Genomic DNA, 22343 nt, shown 5'->3' with positions numbered 1-22343 from the left:
CTACCTCTTCCCATTCCGAACAGAGAAGTCAAGCCCGCCAGAGCCGATGGTATTGCCGTAACAGGTGGGAGAGTAGGTCGGTGCCTTTTTTAATACGAAGCCCCTTCAGGAAACTGGAGGGGCTTTTCTGTTTATTTGAAAATAACTAACCAGTAAATTGCAATTTAAGTCGTTTTTATTCCATCTTTACAGTATAAAAATAATATATGAATGTATACGAACTAATATCTATTGGATTATATATGGCGCTAATGGTAGGAATAGGTATCTATTCTTGGAGAAAATCGACAAGTAATTCGGATGAATTTCTGATAGGTGGACGAAAAATGGGCGCCGCTGTAACGGCTTTGTCTGCTGGTGCTGCTGATATGAGTGGCTGGTTATTGATGGGACTGCCAGGTGCGATGTATCTTTCTGGGCTTTCCAGCGCATGGATAGCTATTGGATTAACTACAGGTGCTTTTTTAAACTATGTCATAGTAGCCCCTCGATTACGCGTGTATACGGAGGTTGCCAAGAATGCGATTACACTACCTGTTTATTTTGAGAACCGTTTTCGTGATAAGACACAGTTATTGAAAATTGTATCTTCTATTCTTATCTTGGTATTTTTCACCTTATATACTTCAGCAGGAATGGTCTCGGGGGGACGACTTTTTGAATCTGCTTTCGGGATAGATTATTATACAGGTTTGTTCGTTACAACCTCAGTGGTGGTTCTATATACTTTTTTAGGTGGTTTTCTAGCGGTGAGCTTAACGGATTTTGTGCAAGGAACAATTATGGTTACCGCATTAGTTATTATTCCTATTGTTGTGGTTTCTCAGATAGGCGGACTAGGAACAACGTTAGAGGTTATTGATACAAAAGGAAGCCATTACCTGGATCTTTTGGAGGGAACTACGGCTGTTTCTGTAGCTTCTTTGTTAGCTTGGGGATTAGGCTATTGTGGTCAGCCGCATATTCTTGTCCGTTTTATGGCGATTGATAATATTAAGGATCTTACTAAGGCAAGACGTATAGGAATCAGCTGGATGATATTCACGGTAGGAGGAGCAATGTTGGTCGGTTTGTTTGGTATTGCTTACCTCTATCAGTTTGATCAGAATCGTATGCTTGTATTTGACGGTTCGAAGGAAATGGCCGAGACTATTTTTATACATTTATCTCGGACTCTCTTCCACCCATTGATCGGAGGTTTTTTGTTATCAGCTATTCTAGCGGCCGTGATGAGTACGATCTCTTCCCAGCTTTTAGTTACGTCGAGTTCAATGACAGAAGATATCTATAAAGCTTTTTTTAATAAGAATGCTTCAGCGAAGAGTATGTTGCTTATGAGCAGACTGTCGGTGCTCATTGTCGCGACAGTAGCTCTGCTATTGTCTTTAAATCCGCAGGATAGTATTTTGAATCTTGTTGGTAACGCTTGGGCTGGTTTTGGAGCAGCATTTGGACCATTGATCGTCTTGTCTTTGGTATGGAAGCGCACTACTGCGTTAGGGGGCTTACTAGGTATGTTGGTGGGCGGAGTAGTTGTATTGTTATGGGTGTATGTACCGCATAATTATAAAGAAGTTTATGAGATTATTCCCGGCTTTATTCTTAGCTTTTTGACGATAGTCGCTGTGTCTTTATTAAGTAAGCCTGTATCGAAAGAGGTTCAGGATGAGTTTGATGAAGTGAAGAGAATTGTTCAGTCTTAAAAAAGGGAGCTTATTTCAAGCTCCCTTTTTTTATAAAGTCGAGAATTTGATGCGACTTGGTTTGGATTGATCGAAATACAGACGATGTGTATTCTTGATATAATCCTCTGCTTTAGCCTTGTAGATATCCATGAATTGATTTGGATTGCGATCGGTTAAAGGGAACCAACTATGTTGTATCTGTACCATGATCTTGTGACCTTTTTTAAATGTATGGGCGACATCAGGGAGGTTGACTTTTACATTGGTCACTTGTCCTGGGATGAAGGGTTTAGGGGTAGTAAAACTATTTCTAAACTTGCCTCGTAGGATTTCTCCACGGACAAGCATTTGATAGTTTTGCATCACAGTCTCCTTGTTGACCGGGGATACAAGAGTCGAGTTTTCCGGGTATACATCGATTACTTTTACAATAAAATCTGCATCAGTACCTGTCATTGATACATGTAGATCCGCCTGTATTGGACCCGCCATAGTGATATCCGTCGATAGAACTTCGGTCTCAAAAACGATGACATCCGGTCTATTCGCAGCAAAACGTTGATCAGCAATCATATATTCTCGGGTACGATTTGTGATTATGCCCTCTTGTGAAGGAATCGGTTTTAAGGGATCGCTTACGTATTCAATGTAATTATCTTGCCCCTGGTTTGGTGTCGGAGTTAACCTGTTGTTTTCGTTTAGATAGAAGGACTGTTCTTTACTTTCCTGTGGTGGCCATTGCGTAAATGTTTTCCACTGGTTACTGCCGGTGACAAAGATATTTGCTTCCGCAGGGTTGAAGGTTCCTTTTCCCTTTAGGTAGTATTCAAAAAACGGTAGTTCGAATGTCTCTTGGTAGTGTGTGCTTGTGTTCTGATCGAATTTAATATCTCCAAATGAATCGCCTTTGCCACGGACCCATCCTCCATGAAACCAAGGTCCCATTACTAGAATACTATTGTTGTTTGGATTTCGTCTTTCAATCTGTTTATAGGTTTCAAAAGCACCATAGGTATCTTCGGCATCAAAGAGGCCACCGACGACCATGACAGCTGGTTTGACGGTATTTAGATGATGTGTAATGGTACGGCTAGTCCAGAATGTATCTAAGGTATTGTGTTTAGCTAGATTGTCCCAAAACTTGACCGTGTGACTTAGATAGTTTGTCTTTAACTCTCCTAGAGTAGGGTTATCAAGAAAGAACTTATACCAATCTTTGGACTCTAAGTTGAATCCTTTAGGTCCATTTTCATTTGTGATGGGGCGCGGGCGTGGAGCGTCAAACGTGTACATGAAACGGAAAGCGTCAATAAGAAATAAAGCACCTCCATGGTGAAAATCATCTCCAATAAACCAGTCGGTCACAGGAGCCTGCGGTGATACGGCCTTAAGCGCCGGGTGAGAGCCGACTAGTGAAGTAGTAGCGTAAAACCCGGGATAAGAAATACCATACATACCTACTTTTCCATTGTTGTTCTTGATGTTTTTAATCAACCAGTCTATAGTATCATAGGTATCTGTACTCTCGTCGATTTGGAGTTTATTTTCCTTTGTTCTGGTAGGTCTAATATCTTCAAATGTACCTTCACTCATCCATTTGCCACGTACATCTTGGTATACAAAAATGTAGGAAGCGATAGCCATTTTTTCGAAGTTACCCAAGCTACTTTTATATTTATCCTGTCCATAAGGAGCTACGGTATAAGGGGTCCTATTCAGTAATATAGGATGTTTTACTGTTTTGTCTTTGGGAATGTAGATTGCTGTGAAGAGTTTGGTTCCATCTCGCATGGGGATGTATTCTTCGATCTTGTCGTAATGTGCTCTGATATAGGCCTCGTTTACTTCTTGGGCACAGAGATGGCCAAGAAGTGGAAATAGTAATAGCAGAAGTAGGATTTTTTTCATGGTAACTTGGTTCAAATGAGAATTCAATATAAGTATTTATACTATTTTTTCTAAATTAGAGAAAACAAAATTTGAAATATTATGAGTTTGAAACAAGGCTTTTTGATTGAATTAGAAAGAGAAACCGAAAATACGAGACGTATTGTTAGCAGGCTAAGGGACGAGCATCTCGATTGGAGACCGCATGTTAAATCGATGACCGCGGGAGAGTTGGCAGCCCATGTCGTAGAGCTGCACAACTGGGTACATAAGGCTTTGGGACAAAGTGTGTTTGACTTTAAGAAAGATTATACCCCATTCAAACCGACGAATATGAATGAAATTAGCGAAGTGTTGGATCAAGGCTACGCTAAGAATGTAAAGATGATCAATTCATTGACAGACGAAGATTGGTCGTCGATGTGGACGCTATGTGCTGGTGATCACGTTATCGCGGAAATGCCAAAAGTTGGGGCGATGCGTTTTATCATACAGAATCACCTCATTCACCATAGAGGACAATTGTCTCTTTATCTACGGTTATTAGATATTCCTGTACCCGGGATATATGGTCCTTCTGCTGACGATTTGAGCAATGGATAATAAAAAAGGCCTCTTGTTATAAAGAGGCCTTTTTCTATATAAATTACGGAAGCTTATTTTGCTAATTCTTCCGCAATTGCTTTTCCGATTTCTGCTGGAGATTCTACAACACGAATACCACACTCACGCATGATTTTCATTTTAGCTTCTGCAGTATCATCTGCACCACCAACGATAGCACCAGCGTGTCCCATACGGCGTCCCGGAGGCGCTGTTTGACCAGCTATAAAGCCAACAACTGGCTTAGTACCATTTTCTTTGATCCAATGTGCTGCTTCAGCTTCCATTCCACCACCGATTTCACCAATCATAATGATTGCCTCAGTCTCAGGGTCATTCATTAATAACTCAACAGCTTCTTTTGTAGTTGTTCCAATGATTGGGTCTCCACCGATTCCGATAGCTGTAGTGATACCTAAACCTGCTTTTACAGTTTGGTCTACCGCTTCATATGTTAAAGTTCCTGATTTAGAAACTACACCCACTTTACCTTTTTTGAAGATAAATCCTGGCATGATACCGATTTTAGCTTCTTCTGCTGTGATGATACCAGGACAGTTAGGTCCGATCAAACGAGAGTTTTTGTCGCTCAAGTATGATTTTACTTGGATCATATCTTTCGTAGGAATACCTTCAGTAATACAAACGATTAAAGCAATTCCTGCCGCCGCTGCTTCCATAATAGCATCTGCTGCAAATGCAGGAGGTACAAAAATGATGGAAACATTAGCACCAGTAGCATCTACTGCATCTTGTACGGTATTGAATACAGGACGGTCCAAGTGTGATTGACCACCTTTACCTGGTGTAACACCACCTACTAACTGAGTACCATACTCAATCATTTGAGAAGCATGGTAAGTACCTTCTGTTCCAGTAAATCCTTGAACGATAACTTTTGAATCTTTATTTACTAATACACTCATTGTTCTATTTTTTTGCAGAGCAAATCTACTATTTTGTAATGACTTCCCGAAATAAAGGGAGTGCTAATCCATTTTTTTATAAGAATATTTCATCTTGGTGAGCAAATCCCAGGATACTACACCAACAGTAACCGATACGTTGAAGGAATGCTTTGTGCCAAACTGGGGAACTTCGATGCATCCATCGACATGGGGCAAGAGCTGTTCGTCCACGCCATGGACTTCGTTTCCAAAAATTAAAGCGTATTTTTCATCTTCAGATATGGTAAAATCTGGAAGTGATATCGAGCTAGAAACCTGTTCTATGGCATAAATTTTATAGCCTTCCTCTTTAAGGGATTGTATAGCTTCTAGATTACTTTGAAAATGTTTCCACTCTACAGACTGAGTCGCACCAAGTGCTGTTTTTTCAATTTCCCGGTGGGGAGGACAGGCCGTAATACCACAAAGTATGATTTTTTCTAATGCGAAACCGTCTGCTGTTCTGAAGGTTGAGCCTACATTATGCATACTGCGCACATTGTCTAGAACCAAGACAATAGGTGTTTTCTCTTGCGCTTTGAAGGCCGTTATATCAGTACGGTTCAATTGATCCATTGATAGTTTTTGCATGCTCAAAATTAAGGAGTATAATGTGAAAAATGAAGCACTCTGATAACATTATCTCCTAATCATTAAAGGGTACAGAATAAAACTTTAAAATAGATTTTGAATATTGAATAATACTGGTTATTTTTGCAATCCGAATTTAGTATAAAAAAGTATATAATAAAATATAGCTAAGAGAAATGGCAAATCATAAATCAGCGATTAAAAGAATTAGAGCTAACGCTGCGAAGCGTTTAAGAAACCGTTACCAAGCGAAGACTACTCGTAACGCAATTAAAAAATTACGTAATACAACTTCTGCTGAAGAAGCTAAAGCGTTATTACCACGCGTAGTTTCTATGCTAGATCGTTTGGCTAAGAAAAATGTTATCCACAAGAAAAAAGCTTCAAATAACAAATCTAAGTTGACAAAATTTGTTAACAAGTTAGCGTAATCTTTTTTACTAAGAATATAAAAAAAGGATGCTTTTGGCATCCTTTTTTTATTGCAATAAATCTAAGTTTATTTGCTATCCTTCATTTTAAGGATAGTATTTGTTATAGTTTCTAGTGCTTTTGGATTGTCTTTGTAGCTATCTAGGTCATACAGCTCTACTTTTCGAAAGTCAATTGGATGGCTTTCAGATTGCAGATAGATATGTCCCGATTTAAGCAATTGCCCATCTTTTTTCTGCGTCTCATCATATCCGCTTACATTTCCGCCTCCGATTTGAGGCTTGCTGTATTCTAGAACAGTTGTTCCTTCCAGTACATGTCTTATTAATGAATCTCCGAATACAACGAAATCGGCTGTAACCCATTGGTCTCCATGGTAAGTCTTAGATGTCGAACCCACACAGTGTGGAGTATATAACTCATTGCGGTAGAAAACATTCGTACCCGGAGTACATAGATTGGAGGTGGTACGCTCTGAAGTCGGGGTGGTGTCTCCGCCTAAAAGCTGACCTTCGATAGATATTGGGAAATCCTGATTTCTGAGCATGCTCCCTGGGGATTGCCCGTGTAGCATAGCGCCACTATTACGCCAGGCCCATCCTTCACCCCCTTTGGCTTGGTCTCCTACAAAACGATATTCAACGCGTAATATGTAATAACCAAATGGCTTATTATAGGCCAGATGTCCATATTGTTTGTTGAAGTCTTCGTAGCCATCGTACCGTACTTTCAACAGGCCATCTTCAACACGGAATGTGTTTTTATAGTTTTCACCGACTTCATGAAAGCGGATCTTTGCCGTCCAGTCATTGATGTCCTTCCCATTGAACAATTGTATAGGGGCAGGTACTTTTACAGTCTTATCTGTTTGTTTGTTTTGGGCATTGCAGGAAAGGAGCGCAGCCGAAGCAAATGCTATAGTCAAGAAATGTTTTAGGTTCATTTGATTAGGGTTATTTAGAGTAGTGTATTTTGATGTTTAACATAATCGCTAGGCCTTATCCCAATTACCTTATTGAAGGTATTGCTAAAGGTCGGTAGGCTACTGTAGCCCACTCGGAGTGCTACTTCGTTGACGCTTATCTTTTCATCCAATAATAACCGTAGTGCTGTTAACATTCGCAATATTGTATAGTATTGAATGAAGGACATATTGAGCTCTTTTTGAAAAAGGCGAGCTAATGTTCGTTCACTGATATCGAATCGTTGTGAAAGTTCTTTGAAGCTTATATTTTCAGAGATATTCTTTTCGAGAAAAGAAACGATGTTCTTCAGCTTTTCGTGTTGTGGATAAGGCAATGCTAAAGGTAGTTCTGATTGCGATAATTCCGGTAGAATTAATTTAAACGCTTTGGCTATGGAGTATTTGGGTTCTTCAACGGGAAAAATGTTGCCATTCCAGCGATTGGTAAACATGATTAATTCAATCAAAAGGTCGTTGACTGGATATATATTGATTTTGTCGAAAAAGTCCGTGTCTGTTTCGTATTTAGGGAAATAGAGATTTCTCATAACCACATGTGAGGAACTCGGATGTATACTGTGTTTCATTCCAGAAGGAATCCAAATGTAATGACGTGCAGGTAGAAAGTAAGACTTGTCAGAGGTCTTGAGAAATACAACTCCGCCCTCGGTATATAAAAATTGCCCCTTTTTATGCAGGTGTTCTTCGATATGATTATCGCCCATCAATGCGTGATGGCAATAGATACTATCGTCAAATGCGTCCACATCGGTCATGTAATATTTGTTTACATATTCCTTTTCCATAGCTTGTTGATTGAGGTATAAATTTCCAGTTTTTTGCTTACAAAACCAAAAAGTAAGTGAGAGCTTACTCTAAAAATGAAGCTAAAGACTGAAATATGAAATCATAGGTTAATCTTGTTTCTTGTTAATGCTTTGTCAATTAGATTCTTAGGTGTTGCGTTTGTTGCTTTTGTAAGTTTTGTATGATCTTTTTTTTATTGATTATTAGTGTTTTATGTGGTTTTGGATAGGAATCAATAATTTACTGGCAGAATATAATAATTTAGGTCGATTTTTAATTTATAATATTGTAAATTGTTTGATTAATAGAAAGATATAAAAAGTCATATTTTATAAATAATGAGTGTTGAAAGAATACGTTTAGAAACTTTACGTGATAAAGTGATGACAGCGGAACAAGCTGCTTCTTTTATCCAGAATGGTATGGTCGTAGGGTCTAGTGGGTTTACAAAAGCAGGAGATAGCAAGGTCGTCTTACCTGCATTTGCTGAGCGTGCGAAGAAGGAAAGTATAAAAATCACCCTGATGACAGGGGCTTCACTAGGGCATGATACTGATGGTAAATTAGCCGAGGCTGGGGCTTTGAGTAAACGTATGCCTTTTCAAGTAGACCGGACATTACGAAATAAAATAAATGCCGGAGAGGTCTTGTTTATCGATCAACACTTGAGTGAAAGTGCAGAGCTCCTACATAACGAAAACCTTCCTCCGGTGGATATCGCTATTATAGAAGTAGCGTACATCGATAGGGATGGAAGTATTGTTCCGACTACTTCAGTAGGTAACTCGGTTACATTTGCCGGATTGGCAAAGCAGGTGATCTTGGAAATTAATACTGCGGTTCCAGAAGAGGTATATGGGATCCATGATATCTATCAAGCGGAGAATTACCCTCATCGTAACGTCATCCCTATTGTTGCTCCTTGGAACAAAATTGGGCGTAAAACAATTCCGTTGGATCCGAGCAAGGTAATTGGTATCGTATTTACTGATATCACAGATAGCCCTGCGGATATCGCAGCTCCAGATGCCAAGACATCTTCAATAGCCCGTCATATTCTCGAGTTTTTTGAAAATGAAGTCAAACTAGGTCACTTAACAGATCGTTTACTTCCTATTCAAGCTGGAATAGGAAAGGTAGCCAATGCGGTATTGATGGGATTTAAGGATAGCAATTTCTACGATTTGACAATGTTTTCGGAGGTATTGCAGGATAGTACATTCGACCTTATTGATTCTGGAAAGTTGAGTTTTGCTTCAGCTTCTTCTATCACGGTATCGAAAGATTGTTATCATCGTGTTTTTGATAACCTTCAGCGTTATCGGGATAAATTTGTCCTTCGTCCGCAAAATATATCAAATACACCGGGGCTTATTCGAAGACTGGGCGTTATCGCTATCAATACAGCTATTGAGTTTGATATTTATGGAAATGTCAATTCGACGCATGTCTCAGGTACAAAGATTATGAACGGAATAGGGGGCTCGGGAGATTTCGCCCGTAATGCCTACCTGAGTATATTTGTAACACAAGCCGCTTCCAAGGAGAATGCGATATCGCATGTATTGCCAATGGTATCACATGTGGATCATACGGAGCACGATGTTGATATTCTAGTGACCGATATCGGTCTTGCTGATTTGCGTGGGCTGGCGCCTCGAGAGCGAGCGCAACAAATCATTAATAACTGTGTGCACCCCGATTATAGAGAAGAACTGCAATCTTACTTTGATAGAGCCTGTGCTCGTGGAGGTCATACCCCACACTTGCTCGAAGAAGCGTTTAGTTGGCATTTGAGACTGGGGGAGACGGGAACAATGAAAAAATAAAAAAAAGAGTTAAGAGCGTAAATCTCTTAACTCTTTTTTATTTTGTATAACGGCGCTTACGTAAGTGACTCTGTGAGACACCTATCAGCATTAGGATGATTATCGGAAGGACAACGTTGATCAGTTGCCATTTTAGCTTCTCACTTTTAACCATCGCTTGATCCAGGAGACGAAGCTTGATTTCCCTGTTCCTAAGAGAAATTAGTCGTTCATCATTCATCAAATAGTCCACCGTATTTTCTAAAAAGATCCTATTAGCATATTGTTGCTCTGTATAGCGATCCCAACCTAGCGGATAAGGCGATTGGTCTTTACTATTCACCTGGTTGATCAACCAGTCACCATCTGCAATGACCATCATTCGTGCTTCCTCTGATATATTGGATAGGTCAACTGCTTCAGTTACACCTGCTGGAGTAGGGCGATTTTGGTAGATATAAGGAAAATGGCCGCTCAGAAGAGCTGCTACTGGCTTCGGTGTTGTTCTGAACTTAGCAGGATCAGGTTGTTCTTCTACCATCTGTAAAGAAATCGGACCAGGCGTATTGATTAGCCGGCTGAAAGGTGAGGAATGTAGCAGAATTTCTTTTTTGATACCTGCGGCAGCTATGGTATCTACCGTTCCTACAAATTCAGCCCGTATTCCGTCTAGGTTTTTTAAAATAGCATTATTCCCCGTAGGCATTAAAATAGGAAAGAAGTACCATGGCACCATTTCTATTTGGGTCTGTCCACCGACGCTACCTATGGAGAGTGGTATTTGTGCACAATTTAGATCCGCCAGTATGTTGTAATTTAGACGTGCGCCGTACAAAAATAGTTGGTCATCTAGGTTCAGTTCCCGACCTATTAGGGGCTGTGTGCCGTTTTTCTTAAGGTGGTCCAAACTGGCATCGATTTGGTCTATAGCCCAGATAACAGCGCCCCCATGACGCACAAAATAGTCTAATTTATACTTCTCGCTTTCAGAGAATGACGTTTGGGGTTTAGCTATGATCAGTAAGGAAATCTCTTTTAAATTGTTCAGTGGAATTGAATCGAGATGGAGTCTCCCTACCTGTCCGGACGCACCCAATGTCTGCATGGCATCGTAAAGTTCCAGATCGGAAGGTTCGCCGTGACCTTCGGTAAAGGCGATGTAGGGTGTTTTATCAATGTTCGATTTTGAAATAGCAGAAGTGAAGGCATATTCTAGATTTTGAACAGAGTTGTTAAGCACCTGTTCGGGAGTCTGCCCCGTTTTATTTTGTAGTAAGCTGACATTGATTTCATGGTCTCCCCGGCTGATAATGGCGGATGGGAATATTAGTTTTTGCGTAAATCCACTTTCCGTTTTTACACTCAGGTTGGTCGGATAGAGACCTCGAGCGATTAATGCGTCAGCATATTCTTTTTGTTCCTCCTGGCTTCCAGCACTGGGGTCAATGACATTGATTTTTAATTTACCCTTTGAATAGGATCTTAAGTCGTGGGCCATGTCAATAGCCGCCTGTCTTAATCTTTTAAAGCCGGCAGGTAGTTGGCCATCTAAAAAGATGGTAATGTAGGTGTCTTCTTTAAGATTCGATACAATATCTTTTGAGGTTTCTGTGAGGGTAAACCGTCGGTCCTCCGTAAGATCTATTCTTCCAAATAGTTGTAGGACCAGAGGTAGGTTCAATAGTGTGATCAGAATCAGGAAGCTGAAGTAGATGGTAAGTGTCTTTTTGCGGGGTCTAAACTGACGGCCTAAATGTCCAATGGACAAGAGTAGGAATAGCACTTGTACGCTGAGGAAATAGATTAAATCCGTAGCGGTGACAACACCCCGGCTAATAGAGTCGTAATGTGCTAAGATTCCTATATGCTTAACCAAATCTTCGATAAAAAGGAAAGGGTTTAGTTGACTTAGCGCGTCGAATCCATAAAAGAATAGGAAACAAAGGGAGATAGCCAATAGAAAGGCTATTATAGGGTTATGCGTCAGTGTAGAGCAGAAGATCGATATCGCTACAAAAGTGGCGGCTAAGAACAATAATCCAATATAAGATCCGATAGTAGCCCCTATATCCATATTTCCTACGGGATACGCCAAGAAGTAAATGGTTACGGCGTAGACTATGGTAGGAAGTATAGCCAGTGATACGATAGTCAGTCCACCTAAGAATTTGCCTATTACAATCTGTGTTAAGGTAATGGGGCGGCTTTGTAAAAGCTCGAAAGTGCCATCTGCCTTTTCACCTGCGATACTGCGCATACAAATTGCAGGTACTAAAAACAAAAGGAGGTAGGGGGCTAATGCAAAAAAGCTATCCAATGAAGTATAGCCTGCGTCCAATATAGAGGTTTCAGGAAAAACCCAGACCAACAATCCAGTGGTCAATAAAAATATTCCTATTGCTAGATAGCCGATTAAGGAATTAAAATAACCTGCTATTTCTTTTATATATATACTTAACAACTTACTTCCGATTAATTTGTTCCGAAATTAGGAAAATGTAGAGTAGAAAGCAAGACTGTATATAATGCAAAACAGCATGAGACCTGATCTCATGCTGTTTGTTCTATGATAGCCTATTTACTTTTTCCAGGTAAATAGATTTGAAAGCCAAGGCTTACTCCTAATCCTGTTGCTTTGTCTCCTACGTTGACATTCGCTTTGGAATAGTTATAACCTGCCATTGCTTCTAATGCAACTGTTTGTGTGATAAAGTGTGCATAACCTGCATTGATACCAAAAGCAAAAGAAGTTCCTTTACCGGCATTACTACCTGTGATACCTACGTCACCGTGTCCGAAGAAACGGCCTGTAGCGCTTGCTCCACTAGGGATATAGTAACGTACGAAAGGTGCAATACCATAATTCCATTCATTGTCTGCATCTTTGATTGTTCTAAGTCCTAGAGAGGCTTGAGCTCCTAAGGCAAGTCCGTCAGAAATAAAATACCCAGCGCGAGGGCTTACACCTATGTTAAATGCTTTTGACTCAAAGCTGTATCCTAAGCCACCGATAGATCCACCGACCATCCAGTTTCCTTCTTTTATTGGAGTAAGGCCTACATTTGCTGAATGTTGAGGTACTGTTTTAACCTGTTGTGCGTTGGTGTAGGTGAAAACACCAAGTAATAAGGCTGCTGTAAGTAGTTTTTTCTTCATATCTATTAGTTTTTAATTATAAATAATCTCAATATATCTACAACAATCGAGCCGTAATCTTGTTTTAAGAATTCGTTAGTTTTACAAAGATTTCTTCCATGTTTAGACCAGGATACTTCATGTTTCTATCTTTCGCGAGAAAATGGTCTTTTATCTGGCCTTTATGAATAACAATAACTTCTTGGCATATGGCTTCTACTTCTTGCATGATATGTGTTGATAAGAATACCGTTTTGTTTATTGCCAATTGTTGGATCAGGGATCTGATTTCGATAATTTGATTAGGGTCGAGGCCCGTAGTCGGCTCGTCAAGAATCAGTACCTGTGGGTCGTGTATAATTGCTAGCGCTAATCCTACACGTTGCTTGTAACCTTTGGATAGCTGTGCTATCTTCTTGTGTCGCTCAGCTTGTAGTCCGGTCAGTGCAATAACCTCTTCAATCCGTTGCTTATTATTGGTCAATTTATGGAGCTGTGCTTCAAAATGCAAAATCTCCTGCACATACATATCCAGGTAGAGTGGGTTATTTTCGGGGAGATAACCTATGTTTTTTTTTGTCAATAAAGGATTTTCTCGAATGTCTATGCCATTGATCTTACAGATACCTTGTTCGACAGGAAGTATTCCAGTAAGGATTTTCATCGTTGTTGATTTCCCGGCACCATTTGGTCCCAAAAATCCAATGATATGATTGCTTGATGTGGTAAAAGAAATACAATCTAAAGCTTTTTGTTGCTTATATGTTTTCGTTAGTTCCTTGACTTCGATAGACATGCTTTAATGACGGATATAGAGCGAAGTAATATTTCGCTTGCGGATATAATAATCTAATGCCTTATGAGCTTCCAATGGACGGTCAGTACTGAGGACGTCGGCTCCTTTTTCTATATATTCGGCATAGGTCTGATAGCCTCGTTGCTCGGCTTGCCGATCGAGGTTGCCCAGTGTACCCAATATTATTTTTATACCATGCTGATGGAGCATCTCTACCAATTCTTGCTGAGGTTGGCGGACACCTATAAAAGCTATAATTCTATTGTCAGGAATACCAAGAGCAGCCAAGCGGGTTAGGTCATCTATTGATTTAATGCTGGCCGATATCATTAGATCTGGATTGATCCGGTACAACGCTTTGGCCTGTTTACCGCTATAAGTGATTACTACGCTATAAGCCTGTGCGTTGGCTTTGCTTATGACTTCATTCAGTAATTGATAAGGTATATCGTTTTTAGCATCCAGTGTAAAGATAACTTTCCCTCTGCCCCAGACTAAGGCCTCTTCCAGCGTGGGGATACGGTACGAGGTGTTCTTTCCTTCCGTATCTTTTAACTTTAAGTTTTTGAGCTCTGCTAGTGTGAATTTATTGACCTTTCCTTTTCCGGTAGTAGTTCTGTCCAGTGTTTCATCATGGAGGAGGACCAAAATAGAATCTTTTGAAAGCCTCACATCACATTCGATGATAGCAGGCATCTTATTCGCGATACGTGCAAAGGTTTCGATAGCATTTTCGGGATAGCCCTTAGACGGGCCTCCACGGTGTGCGCTGACTAGTGGATAGCTGGATTCGGTATACGTTAGAAACTGGTAGAGGTCATCTACCGTGTTCAATTCGAAAGTTGTGTTGGTGAATAGGCTATTTTCTTTTTCCTTTCCTCCAGTTTCTGTTGTTCCAGTATTATTACGAAAACAACCCGTCGCAGAGGCGACGAATAGTAGGACAAAAAGATATAGAAAATTGCGATTCATCATGCAATCTTGTAGTTGTGTATCAATTGTACGATCTGCTCTATACTCGTATGCATTTGGTCAACCTTTAACTGTGATTGGTTGTAAAACGGGGTACGGTCTGCAAGTTTTGTTTCGATAAATGCCAGAAGTTCTTCTCCATTCAGCCCTTTTAAAACAGGTCTTTTGTTGACATCCGATTGGCTTAGTCTTGACCAAAGTGATTTTGGACTGTGCTCCAAATAGATTGCCAATCCATTGTTCGTAATCCATTGCATGTTGTCAAAATAACAAGGTGTACCACCTCCAGTAGAGATAATGGCGTTGTTCCCTTCTTGTTTTTTTAAGAATTCACGCTCTAATTCCCGAAAGTGTGCTTCGCCAAACGTGTTGAAGTATTCGGGAATGCTCATACCAATATGGGCTACAATCTCATGATCAAGGTCTATGAATGCTTTCCCCATTGCGGCAGCAATTTTTTTGCCCAATGTGGTTTTTCCGCTCCCCATGAATCCAACTATGAAAATCGGTTTGTTCATTATTGCTTCTTGAAATAAGTTTCAATAAGCTTTTCTTTGGATGGAAAAGCATGCTTAGACCATTTTTTGATTACGGTTCCATTTTGAAGGAGCATAACGCCCGGATTGGAGCGAACCATACTCTTCAATGGGACAGCATCTGCATAAAACGACTCTAATACCAAGTCGAGCTGATCGTTGAGGTAATTGACATTGTCCGAAGAGCTCGCCGTCAATAAAATAGCCCGGATATTATATTCCGTGGATAGGTCACGAATCGTTTGATTGATTTTATCCAATGCGATAAAATCTGCTGGTGACAACTTCGTCACATCGACACTGGTAACCACAAAGTTGTAATATGGATTGTTGATAACCTCTTTTGTCAGATCATTACCTTCGGCATCTGAGATAATGAGATCAGGAATAGGTACTTGATAACCTTTTTTGATCAGTTTTGATTCGGGTTCACCAATGACTTCCCAATTCTCATCTTCCCAAATTTTTTGGTCCATATACTCCTTGTCTGTCATCTTTTTCTCTTCATTCGTCGTCTTGTTCTTCAGCGCGTAGATGTGTTCATATTCATCTTGTTCCGCACCCTCAGGTATTTCCATGAGCTTAGGAATGTTATTCCCCTCTTTATAAGGCAAGAAATCTACAAAAGGTAAGTAGCTGATGGTATAGATTCCAATACCAAAAGATAGAATGATAACAAAGAAGCTCAGCAGATTGTTCGTAAAAGAACTCGCTATCAAAGGGGCTATTTTTTTTCTTTTAACAAAGATTACCAATATAAAAACGAGTAACACAAGGTCTTTGATAAAGGATTGCCATGGAGTAAGAGGAATAGCATCTCCGAAGCATCCACAAGAACTCACTACCTCAAAAAAGGCAGAGTAAAACGTCAGGAAGGTAAAAAAGATAATCAAAAGTAGTAATCCCCAAGCGACTTTTCGACCTGCAATACCGAGTACAAGTAAAGCACCTAGAATAATCTCAAAAGCACAGATAGCGACCGCAATCCAAGTAGCATAGTCATTTAGGAAATTAAGATGGAGTACATGGAAGTACTCTTGCAATTTGAAGCCAAATCCCATAGGATCATTGGCTTTTATTAATCCGGAAAATATAAATAGCAGTCCAACGAACAATCGTGATATCCATAATAGGATATCAGGTGAAGACTTGTCGTTTTTCAACGGAGCATAGTAGGAAGTATTAGACATTTTAGTTGTTTTTATCGGCAAAACCCAGTTTTATTAACGCAAAGACAGCATAGTTCAACATGTCTTGATAGTTGGCCTTTAGGCCTTCGGAGACGAGTGTCTGCCCATGGTTGTCCTCAATTTGTTTCACTCGGTGTAGTTTCATAAGGATAAGGTCTGTCATCGAGGAGATGCGCATATCGCGCCACGCCTCACCATAATCGTGATTTTTTGCAAACATTAGGTCACGTGTCTCATCTACTTTTTCTGTATATTTTTGGTCTACAAAAGCGGTTTGAAGATTTTCTTCTCCTTCTTCACCCAATTCTAATTGCAAAAGTGCGATCACACAGTAATTCACAATCCCGATATACTCGTCCGAAATATCCTCACCAACTTTAGAAACCTGTTTGATTTCGAGCGTTCGGATACGTTTTGCTTTGATGTAAATCTGATCGGTGATTGATTGTAGACGCATGATTCTCCATGCGGTACCATAATCCTTCGTTTTTTTTATAAAAAGATCCTTGCAATATTGTATTACGGCATTGTATTCTGCGGTTGTATCCATATCCTCTAATTCGTATTACTTTTCGATAAAGACAAATATAGCTAGAAATATGGTTGTTTGTTAGTCACAAAACTGTATGTTTTGCTTTTTTCTATCGATAAGTCAAGATTTTTGAACTAGATTAGAGTGATGAATTTGAGTTTTATACAAGATATATAAGTGTGCCGATGGGGACGAGTAAAATAGAAATACGGGATGTAAATATCATCCGTTATATACAACCCTTTAGAGAAGGAGGTTCATTACCTGGGTTGGTCGATGCAGACGATGGATTTAGTTACGTTATTAAGTTTAGAGGAGCCGGACAAGGTAAGAAAGCGCTAGTGGCCGAGTTTATAGGAGGGGAGCTGGCACGTCTATTGGGGCTTCGTATGCCCGAGATGGTATTTGCAGAGTTGGACGAATCATTTGCGCGGATGGAACCGGATGAAGAGATACAGGATTTGTTACGTTTCTCTGTCGGGAAAAATCTAGGTGTACACTTTCTTAACGGTGCCATTACGTTTGATGCTAATGTTGATGTTGTCAATGAAGAGGAGGCTTCTAAAATTGTTTGGTTGGATGCCTTATTGATGAATGTGGACCGTACTGCACGTAATACAAACATGTTGATCTGGCATAAGGAACTTTGGTTGATTGATCACGGTGCTTCGCTCTATTTTCATCATTCTTGGGACAATTGGGAAGAGCAGATGACCAAGCCTTTTGTACAGATCAAAGATCATGTGCTGTTGAATAGGGCAGCACAGGTTCGGGAGGTCGATAGCAAGTATAGGTCGAGTTTTGATGTTGATACAATCACTGCTGTTTTGGATGCTATTCCTGACGAATGGTTGGCGGAAGAAGGAAGAATGCTCGGTCCAGATGAAGTGCGTGAGGTCTACAGAAAGTTTTTATTGGGAAGACTAGCACAGTCTGATGTATTTCTTAATCAAATAGAAAATGAGCGAAAGAACAGTATATGAGTATGCCGTAGTACGGGTCGTACCTCGTGTCGAACGGGAGGAGTTTGTGAATGTGGGAGTAGCGCTCTATTGTAGAAAGCAACGCTATGCTGATGTCAAGATATATGTAGATGAGATGAAAATAAAAGCACTATATGCTGATATAGATGTGTCGATGATCAAGGAACATTTAGATTCGTTTCGTCGAATTTGTATTGGTGATAAGCAAGCCGGACGTATTGCATCTCTTGATCAACCTGAGCGATTTAGATGGCTTACCGCAAATAGAAGTACACTGATACAATGCTCGGCTACACATCCTGGGATGTGCGTTTCTGCAGAACAGACTCATGACGAGTTGTTTAATAAATTAATTCTATAATGTTGGTAGTATTAATAGTATATTTGAACCGATGAAGGGAAATGAGGTTACGATGTTTTATCAACAACTGTTTTTAAAGCAACTCGAGGTACAGGATATGCCATCGAATGAGCGTATTGCTGGCTGGGCTAAGGATTTGTTAGATCTGTTATTTCCAGAACGTAACTCCAAGGGTTTTGGAAGCATAGAGGAAATGATTTTGGCTTTTGGACAATCTGAATCCGAGCTTTTTGAGCTTCTACTGAAAACCAAAGCCTGTTCACACTGTGATAACCAGGCTATAGCTAAGCGTTTTTTTGCGTTGCTACCTAGTATTTACGAGGTGATGAGTACTGATGCACAGGCGATTATGGATGGTGATCCTGCGGCACAGAGCCTCCGCGAAGTCATTCGTACCTATCCTGGATTTATGGCTATTAGTATTTACCGCTTGGCTCATCAGTTGCTTCAGCTAGGGGTACCTTTGATACCAAGGATACTGACCGAGTATGCCCATTCAAAAACAGGGATTGACATTCATCCCGGTGCTCAGATAGGCCCCTACTTGTACATAGATCACGGGACGGGGTTAGTTATTGGCGAGACCTGTATCATAGGTAGTCATGTCAAGCTATATCAGGGGGTGACCCTGGGAGCGCTCAGTGTAGAGAAATCCTTAGCCAACGTACAGCGACATCCCATCATAGGAGATCATGTTATCATTTATGCTGGAGCGACTATTCTTGGGGGCGAGACCAAAGTTGGGGACCACTCGATCATCGGTGGAAACGTGTGGCTGACGAGCAGCGTAGAGCCCTACACTACGGTATACCATCAGCCTAACTCAAAATTTATAGAAACCAAACCGACTGTATAATGGGAAATATTATCGATACAATAGGAAATACACCTTTGGTAGAAATCAAGCAATTCCATACGAATCCAAACGTGAAGATTTATGCCAAGTTGGAGGGGAATAACCCTGCAGGTTCTGTTAAAGACCGACCTGCGCTGAACATGATTCGTTCAGCGATGGAGCGTGGCGACATAAAAAAAGGCGATAAACTGATTGAAGCCACCAGTGGTAACACCGGCATCGCTTTGGCTATGATTGCCAGTATGTATGGATTAGACCTCGAGCTGGTCATGCCTGTTACCTCCACCAGGGAACGTACGCTTACGATGGAAGCTTTCGGGGCAAGAGTCACCTTGTTGGAATCTATGGAGATATGTCGAGATTACGCGGAGGAAAAAGCGGCCAAAGAGGGCGTGTTTATATTGAATCAATTTGCTAACCCCGATAATTATCTCGCTCACGTAAAGACAACGGGTCCCGAGATCTGGCAGGGTACAAAGGGAGAGATTACCCATTTTGTGAGTGCTATGGGGACTACAGGTACCATAATGGGCTGTTCAATGTTTCTCAAAGACAAAAATCCAGCTATTCAGATTGTAGGCTGTCAACCTACAGAAGAATCCTCCATTCCAGGTATTCGACGGTGGCCAAAGGCTTATCTACCTAAGATTTTCGACCCCTCGCGTGTCGATCGAGTCATTGATGTAGACGAAAAAGATGCCGTTCAGCGCTCTAGAGAGCTTGCGCGTCTCGAAGGTGTTTTTGCAGGTATGAGTACCGGTGGTGCGATGCAGGCGGCCTTACAGGTGGCGAGTGAATTGGAGCATGGCGTGATTGTATTTATTGCTTGTGACCGTGGAGATCGCTATTTGAGTTCCAATTTATTTGGATAGGGGCGATATTGTAAATAATCAATTTCAAAAAGAGTCTGTATCGGATTATCTATCGATACAGACTCTTTTACTTTTCTTATAATAGTTTTATTTCTTTGTGAAACGCATCACGACGATGTCATCACTGATAAAGGTCAATATGCCTTCTGAAACCGCATAGCGGGTTACTTTTTCTAGATTCTTCACAAAAACAGACTCTCCGTTTCCAGGACAAAACATACGCGTCATACCTAGAGCACCAAATTTAATACGGTTGCCTTCACTCGTTTTGTATTCTCCAAAGAAGTTATTGCAGCTGCTGTTGCCATTCACTTTGTTCTCTGCTGTAGTGAATGTGATTGTAGGTTTTTGCTCCGGGTATAAGGCCTGAAAGGTTTCACTGGTGTGTAGGACATAATCCATCACCCACGTTCCTTCTAGTGCTGCGCTTGTAGAGGCTGCTGTAGAAGCTTTCATTTTTGCTACTGGGGCAGCACCTTGTTTTAGAGTCAATAAATCTCCCGTTAACTCAAAGTTATCGACTTTACCCAACATCTGGTTGATTCCTTGCTCAACACTCATATCTGGACAAGCCATCATAGTTGACATACCTTGCGAAAATTTTATCTTTTTCGTCGATTTTAATTCGAATGTACCACCAATACCATTACACCCTCCACTTGCGGAGTAGCGATTCTCATTTTTTTCAAAAGACATAAAAGGCTGTTTTCCATTTACCTCATTTGGAACAGGCTTGCCATTTAGTTCTGTCAATTGCCATTTCGTGTCGAATAGTGCCGCATTCATATTCTTATCTGCTCCTGATTTTTTTATTGCACAGCTACTCATGCCTAAACTGATCACTGTAGCGAAAACGATAAAGCTCCTGTTTATTTTAATAAATGATAATTTCATATGTTTTTAATTTGATTTTCAGCTGCCATATGGAATATCCAAACTGAGTGTAACGAGCTCACGAAGTAATTACATTCTTTCGTGTTTATGCGGTAACTGCTACATGGATATTTCATATGTTTTTAATTATTGTATACTCTTTGTTATCACAACGAACAGAATCCTTTATTTGCTACAGCCCGTCATCGATGTTTTAAGAGAAAAACATAATTTTAGCGAAAATGTTTTGTTGGACAGTACTTTAACAAAAAAAGCCTGCTAATATTTATTAGCAGGCTTTTCCTTATATGGGGTTTAGATTCCCAATTTCGATTTGATTTCTTTTTGAATCCCATCTTTATGTAGTAGGATGGAGATTGTTTTGTAGCGTACGTATTCCTTTGTTACATAAAGGTATCCTTTATAGTCATTGGATTCCCCCCAAGAGTTTTTAACAATGTAGTACTCTTTTCCATTTTGATCTTTTACCATACCTACGATATGCATACCATGGTCATCTGTAGTCGAATAGTCATCAAATGCTGCCTGACGTTGGTCTTCCGTGATTTTCGCTTCTGCCTTAGGACCGTTGAATAGATTACCAAGTTCTTCTTTATTCATTGTATCCATGTCTTTTTCAGGAACAAATGCAACACCATTTTTCCAGCTGAAATACTTCTCTGAAACATCACTTGCCCATGCTACCGTGTAGCCGTTTTGTAATGCATTGTCAATGATACTTGTTAAGTCATTCATTTGTACGTTATAGAAGCTTTCGAATGACCAGTTGTCTTGGATCAACAGTACGAATGGCTTATAGTATGTATGCTCTTTGAATGAACTGATACCGACATAGTCATCAGGATTGATACCTACGACTTGATCAGCCCAAGTACGTGGTGTATAGGTTTTGCCTTTGTATTGGAAAGACTGTGGTGGCACTCCCAAATAGGAGTCCATTACTCCAGTGATCGCTTTTTGCCATGTTGGAGTTAGTTTTTTACTCTTAACAATATTTTCGTTCATGCCTTGGATTAAAGTAGACATTTCAGAGAAATTATTGCGTGTCTGTCCCTCGCGTAGACCTGTGTATACCTCACGGGGAACTGCACCGTACTTACGGAAAATAGTCAATACATCATGCAACTGACCACCTTCACCTTGAGCTTGGTCACCATGTAGTTTTACAAAGGTTTTTGCTTTTTCCAAATAGGTGTAGTATGCGGTGTATATCTGAGAAATCTCTACAGGTTGCTTTCCTTTACGAATCATTTCAGACTCTAAGAATGAGTTACCCGAATAAGACCAACATGTACCTGAAGAACCTTGATCTTTGATAGAAGTATTTCCTAAGTTGATTAATTGTGTAAAGACAAATCCATCTTTGCTGTTGTCACTTACATTATTTTTAAGGGCATTGATTAAATTATCTTGCGCAAATGTGTGCGTAGTAGCAAACATCGCAGCGGCGATAAATAGAGATTTTCTCCAATTCATATTATGAGTATATTAA

22 protein-coding genes and 1 rRNA gene are annotated in these 22343 nt (G+C 40.3%); 9 read left to right on the top strand and 14 right to left on the bottom strand.

What is annotated here, in order from left to right; all coding sequences use genetic code 11:
- A 5S ribosomal RNA gene (gene rrf / locus JKG64_RS10885) occupies positions 1–89 on the top strand; the annotation flags it as partial.
- 117 nt (positions 90–206) lie between these two features.
- Positions 207–1703 (top strand): sodium/proline symporter PutP, encoded by a 1497-nt coding sequence (gene putP / locus JKG64_RS10880; protein ID WP_210354278.1) that lies wholly within the window; start codon positions 207–209, stop codon positions 1701–1703.
- A 30-nt stretch (positions 1704–1733) separates the two neighbouring features.
- On the opposite strand, the gene JKG64_RS10875 is transcribed toward putP, so the two are convergent.
- Positions 1734–3593, bottom strand: a complete 1860-nt coding sequence (locus JKG64_RS10875; RefSeq protein WP_210354277.1) for a CocE/NonD family hydrolase — start codon at positions 3591–3593, stop codon at positions 1734–1736.
- Between the two features lie 81 nt (positions 3594–3674).
- Between JKG64_RS10875 and JKG64_RS10870 the strand changes: the two genes are divergently transcribed.
- Positions 3675–4175, top strand: coding sequence for a DinB family protein (locus JKG64_RS10870; protein ID WP_210354276.1), 501 nt, complete (start codon positions 3675–3677; stop codon positions 4173–4175).
- Positions 4176–4228: 53 nt separating this feature from the next.
- On the opposite strand, the gene sucD is transcribed toward JKG64_RS10870, so the two are convergent.
- Together sucD and JKG64_RS10860 are read right to left on the bottom strand one after the other, a co-directional pair.
- Entirely contained in the window at positions 4229–5101 is an 873-nt protein-coding gene (gene sucD, locus JKG64_RS10865; RefSeq protein ID WP_021069224.1) for a succinate--CoA ligase subunit alpha, read from the bottom strand.
- Positions 5102–5164: 63 nt separating this feature from the next.
- Entirely contained in the window at positions 5165–5713 is a 549-nt protein-coding gene (locus JKG64_RS10860) for an RNA methyltransferase (protein WP_210354275.1), read from the bottom strand.
- A 176-nt stretch (positions 5714–5889) separates the two neighbouring features.
- Between JKG64_RS10860 and rpsT the strand changes: the two genes are divergently transcribed.
- Entirely contained in the window at positions 5890–6144 is a 255-nt protein-coding gene (gene rpsT, locus JKG64_RS10855; RefSeq protein ID WP_021069222.1) for a 30S ribosomal protein S20, read from the top strand.
- Between the two features lie 68 nt (positions 6145–6212).
- Here the strand turns inward: rpsT and JKG64_RS10850 are convergent, their stop codons facing one another.
- Complete coding sequence (locus JKG64_RS10850; RefSeq protein WP_210354274.1) at positions 6213–7088, bottom strand: 3-keto-disaccharide hydrolase; 876 nt, start codon at positions 7086–7088, stop codon at positions 6213–6215.
- Between the two features lie 14 nt (positions 7089–7102).
- The gene (locus JKG64_RS10845) at positions 7103–7915 is read right to left on the bottom strand and encodes an AraC family transcriptional regulator (RefSeq protein WP_202103544.1); all 813 of its coding nucleotides are present in this window, start codon (positions 7913–7915) and stop codon (positions 7103–7105) included.
- Positions 7916–8254: 339 nt separating this feature from the next.
- Here JKG64_RS10845 and JKG64_RS10840 point away from each other — a divergent pair, with 339 nt between their 5' ends.
- Positions 8255–9745 carry a succinate CoA transferase gene (locus JKG64_RS10840; protein WP_210354273.1) on the top strand — a complete coding sequence of 497 codons (1491 nt, stop codon included), beginning with the start codon at positions 8255–8257 and terminating at the stop codon, positions 9743–9745.
- Positions 9746–9782: 37 nt separating this feature from the next.
- Here the strand turns inward: JKG64_RS10840 and gldG are convergent, their stop codons facing one another.
- From gldG to JKG64_RS10805, 7 genes are all read right to left on the bottom strand, one after another.
- On the bottom strand, positions 9783–12185 hold the full coding sequence (gene gldG, locus JKG64_RS10835; RefSeq protein WP_210354272.1) for a gliding motility-associated ABC transporter substrate-binding protein GldG: 2403 nt from the start codon (positions 12183–12185) through the stop codon (positions 9783–9785).
- A gap of 113 nt (positions 12186–12298) precedes the next feature.
- The gene (locus tag JKG64_RS10830; protein ID WP_210354271.1) at positions 12299–12880 is read right to left on the bottom strand and encodes a hypothetical protein; all 582 of its coding nucleotides are present in this window, start codon (positions 12878–12880) and stop codon (positions 12299–12301) included.
- Between the two features lie 64 nt (positions 12881–12944).
- Positions 12945–13655, bottom strand: a complete 711-nt coding sequence (locus tag JKG64_RS10825) for an ATP-binding cassette domain-containing protein (RefSeq protein ID WP_210354270.1) — start codon at positions 13653–13655, stop codon at positions 12945–12947.
- A 3-nt stretch (positions 13656–13658) separates the two neighbouring features.
- Positions 13659–14630, bottom strand: a complete 972-nt coding sequence (locus tag JKG64_RS10820) for a glycerophosphodiester phosphodiesterase family protein (protein ID WP_246512532.1) — start codon at positions 14628–14630, stop codon at positions 13659–13661.
- Positions 14627–15145: a shikimate kinase gene (locus JKG64_RS10815; protein ID WP_210354269.1), complete on the bottom strand. Its 519-nt coding sequence runs from the start codon at positions 15143–15145 to the stop codon at positions 14627–14629. The genes JKG64_RS10820 and JKG64_RS10815 overlap by 4 nt, the downstream gene beginning before the upstream one ends.
- Positions 15145–16353: a BT_3928 family protein gene (locus JKG64_RS10810; RefSeq protein WP_210354268.1), complete on the bottom strand. Its 1209-nt coding sequence runs from the start codon at positions 16351–16353 to the stop codon at positions 15145–15147. Before JKG64_RS10810 ends, JKG64_RS10815 begins: the two co-directional genes overlap by 1 nt.
- 1 nt (position 16354) lies before the next feature.
- Positions 16355–16903, bottom strand: a complete 549-nt coding sequence (locus JKG64_RS10805) for a DUF1599 domain-containing protein (RefSeq protein WP_021069212.1) — start codon at positions 16901–16903, stop codon at positions 16355–16357.
- 167 nt (positions 16904–17070) lie between these two features.
- Here JKG64_RS10805 and JKG64_RS10800 point away from each other — a divergent pair, with 167 nt between their 5' ends.
- Genes JKG64_RS10800 through cysM form a run of 4 tightly spaced genes read left to right on the top strand, consistent with a single transcriptional unit; the run spans position 17071 to position 19957 of the window.
- A complete protein-coding gene (locus tag JKG64_RS10800) occupies positions 17071–17868 on the top strand; it encodes a HipA family kinase (RefSeq protein ID WP_210354267.1) in 798 nt (265 codons plus the stop codon).
- A complete protein-coding gene (locus JKG64_RS10795) occupies positions 17846–18229 on the top strand; it encodes a DUF3037 domain-containing protein (RefSeq protein ID WP_210354266.1) in 384 nt (127 codons plus the stop codon). Before JKG64_RS10800 ends, JKG64_RS10795 begins: the two co-directional genes overlap by 23 nt.
- Positions 18230–18260: 31 nt before the next feature.
- Complete coding sequence (locus JKG64_RS10790) at positions 18261–19085, top strand: serine O-acetyltransferase (RefSeq protein WP_210354265.1); 825 nt, start codon at positions 18261–18263, stop codon at positions 19083–19085.
- Positions 19085–19957: a cysteine synthase CysM gene (gene cysM / locus JKG64_RS10785; RefSeq protein WP_210354264.1), complete on the top strand. Its 873-nt coding sequence runs from the start codon at positions 19085–19087 to the stop codon at positions 19955–19957. The genes JKG64_RS10790 and cysM overlap by 1 nt, the downstream gene beginning before the upstream one ends.
- Before the next feature lie 87 nt (positions 19958–20044).
- Here cysM and JKG64_RS10780 read toward each other — a convergent pair whose 3' ends face one another.
- Both JKG64_RS10780 and JKG64_RS10775 read right to left on the bottom strand, forming a co-directional pair.
- The gene (locus tag JKG64_RS10780) at positions 20045–20851 is read right to left on the bottom strand and encodes an META domain-containing protein (RefSeq protein WP_210354263.1); all 807 of its coding nucleotides are present in this window, start codon (positions 20849–20851) and stop codon (positions 20045–20047) included.
- A 294-nt stretch (positions 20852–21145) separates the two neighbouring features.
- Positions 21146–22327, bottom strand: a complete 1182-nt coding sequence (locus JKG64_RS10775) for a C1 family peptidase (RefSeq protein ID WP_210354262.1) — start codon at positions 22325–22327, stop codon at positions 21146–21148.
- Between the last annotated feature and the right edge of the window lie 16 nt (positions 22328–22343).

Source organism: Sphingobacterium tabacisoli, assembly GCF_017908035.1.
GTDB lineage: Bacteria > Bacteroidota > Bacteroidia > Sphingobacteriales > Sphingobacteriaceae > Sphingobacterium > Sphingobacterium tabacisoli.
Note: the sequence above shows the minus strand (reverse complement) of the source record. Positions and strands in the feature narration are given on the sequence as shown.

Excerpts from the sequence above, each read along its gene's own strand:
- putP (WP_210354278.1), top strand. The coding sequence starts at position 207 with ATGAATGTATACGAACTAATATCTATTGGATTATATATGGCGCTAATG.
- JKG64_RS10875 (WP_210354277.1), bottom strand. The coding sequence starts at position 3,593 with ATGAAAAAAATCCTACTTCTGCTATTACTATTTCCACTTCTTGGCCAT.
- JKG64_RS10870 (WP_210354276.1), top strand. The coding sequence starts at position 3,675 with ATGAGTTTGAAACAAGGCTTTTTGATTGAATTAGAAAGAGAAACCGAA.
- sucD (WP_021069224.1), bottom strand. The coding sequence starts at position 5,101 with ATGAGTGTATTAGTAAATAAAGATTCAAAAGTTATCGTTCAAGGATTT.
- JKG64_RS10860 (WP_210354275.1), bottom strand. The coding sequence starts at position 5,713 with ATGCAAAAACTATCAATGGATCAATTGAACCGTACTGATATAACGGCC.
- rpsT (WP_021069222.1), top strand. The coding sequence starts at position 5,890 with ATGGCAAATCATAAATCAGCGATTAAAAGAATTAGAGCTAACGCTGCG.
- JKG64_RS10850 (WP_210354274.1), bottom strand. The coding sequence starts at position 7,088 with ATGAACCTAAAACATTTCTTGACTATAGCATTTGCTTCGGCTGCGCTC.
- JKG64_RS10845 (WP_202103544.1), bottom strand. The coding sequence starts at position 7,915 with ATGGAAAAGGAATATGTAAACAAATATTACATGACCGATGTGGACGCA.
- JKG64_RS10840 (WP_210354273.1), top strand. The coding sequence starts at position 8,255 with ATGAGTGTTGAAAGAATACGTTTAGAAACTTTACGTGATAAAGTGATG.
- JKG64_RS10830 (WP_210354271.1), bottom strand. The coding sequence starts at position 12,880 with ATGAAGAAAAAACTACTTACAGCAGCCTTATTACTTGGTGTTTTCACC.
- JKG64_RS10825 (WP_210354270.1), bottom strand. The coding sequence starts at position 13,655 with ATGTCTATCGAAGTCAAGGAACTAACGAAAACATATAAGCAACAAAAA.
- JKG64_RS10820 (WP_246512532.1), bottom strand. The coding sequence starts at position 14,630 with ATGATGAATCGCAATTTTCTATATCTTTTTGTCCTACTATTCGTCGCC.
- JKG64_RS10815 (WP_210354269.1), bottom strand. The coding sequence starts at position 15,145 with ATGAACAAACCGATTTTCATAGTTGGATTCATGGGGAGCGGAAAAACC.
- JKG64_RS10810 (WP_210354268.1), bottom strand. The coding sequence starts at position 16,353 with ATGTCTAATACTTCCTACTATGCTCCGTTGAAAAACGACAAGTCTTCA.
- JKG64_RS10805 (WP_021069212.1), bottom strand. The coding sequence starts at position 16,903 with ATGGATACAACCGCAGAATACAATGCCGTAATACAATATTGCAAGGAT.
- JKG64_RS10800 (WP_210354267.1), top strand. The coding sequence starts at position 17,071 with ATGGGGACGAGTAAAATAGAAATACGGGATGTAAATATCATCCGTTAT.
- JKG64_RS10795 (WP_210354266.1), top strand. The coding sequence starts at position 17,846 with ATGAGCGAAAGAACAGTATATGAGTATGCCGTAGTACGGGTCGTACCT.
- JKG64_RS10790 (WP_210354265.1), top strand. The coding sequence starts at position 18,261 with ATGAAGGGAAATGAGGTTACGATGTTTTATCAACAACTGTTTTTAAAG.
- cysM (WP_210354264.1), top strand. The coding sequence starts at position 19,085 with ATGGGAAATATTATCGATACAATAGGAAATACACCTTTGGTAGAAATC.
- JKG64_RS10780 (WP_210354263.1), bottom strand. The coding sequence starts at position 20,851 with ATGAAATTATCATTTATTAAAATAAACAGGAGCTTTATCGTTTTCGCT.
- JKG64_RS10775 (WP_210354262.1), bottom strand. The coding sequence starts at position 22,327 with ATGAATTGGAGAAAATCTCTATTTATCGCCGCTGCGATGTTTGCTACT.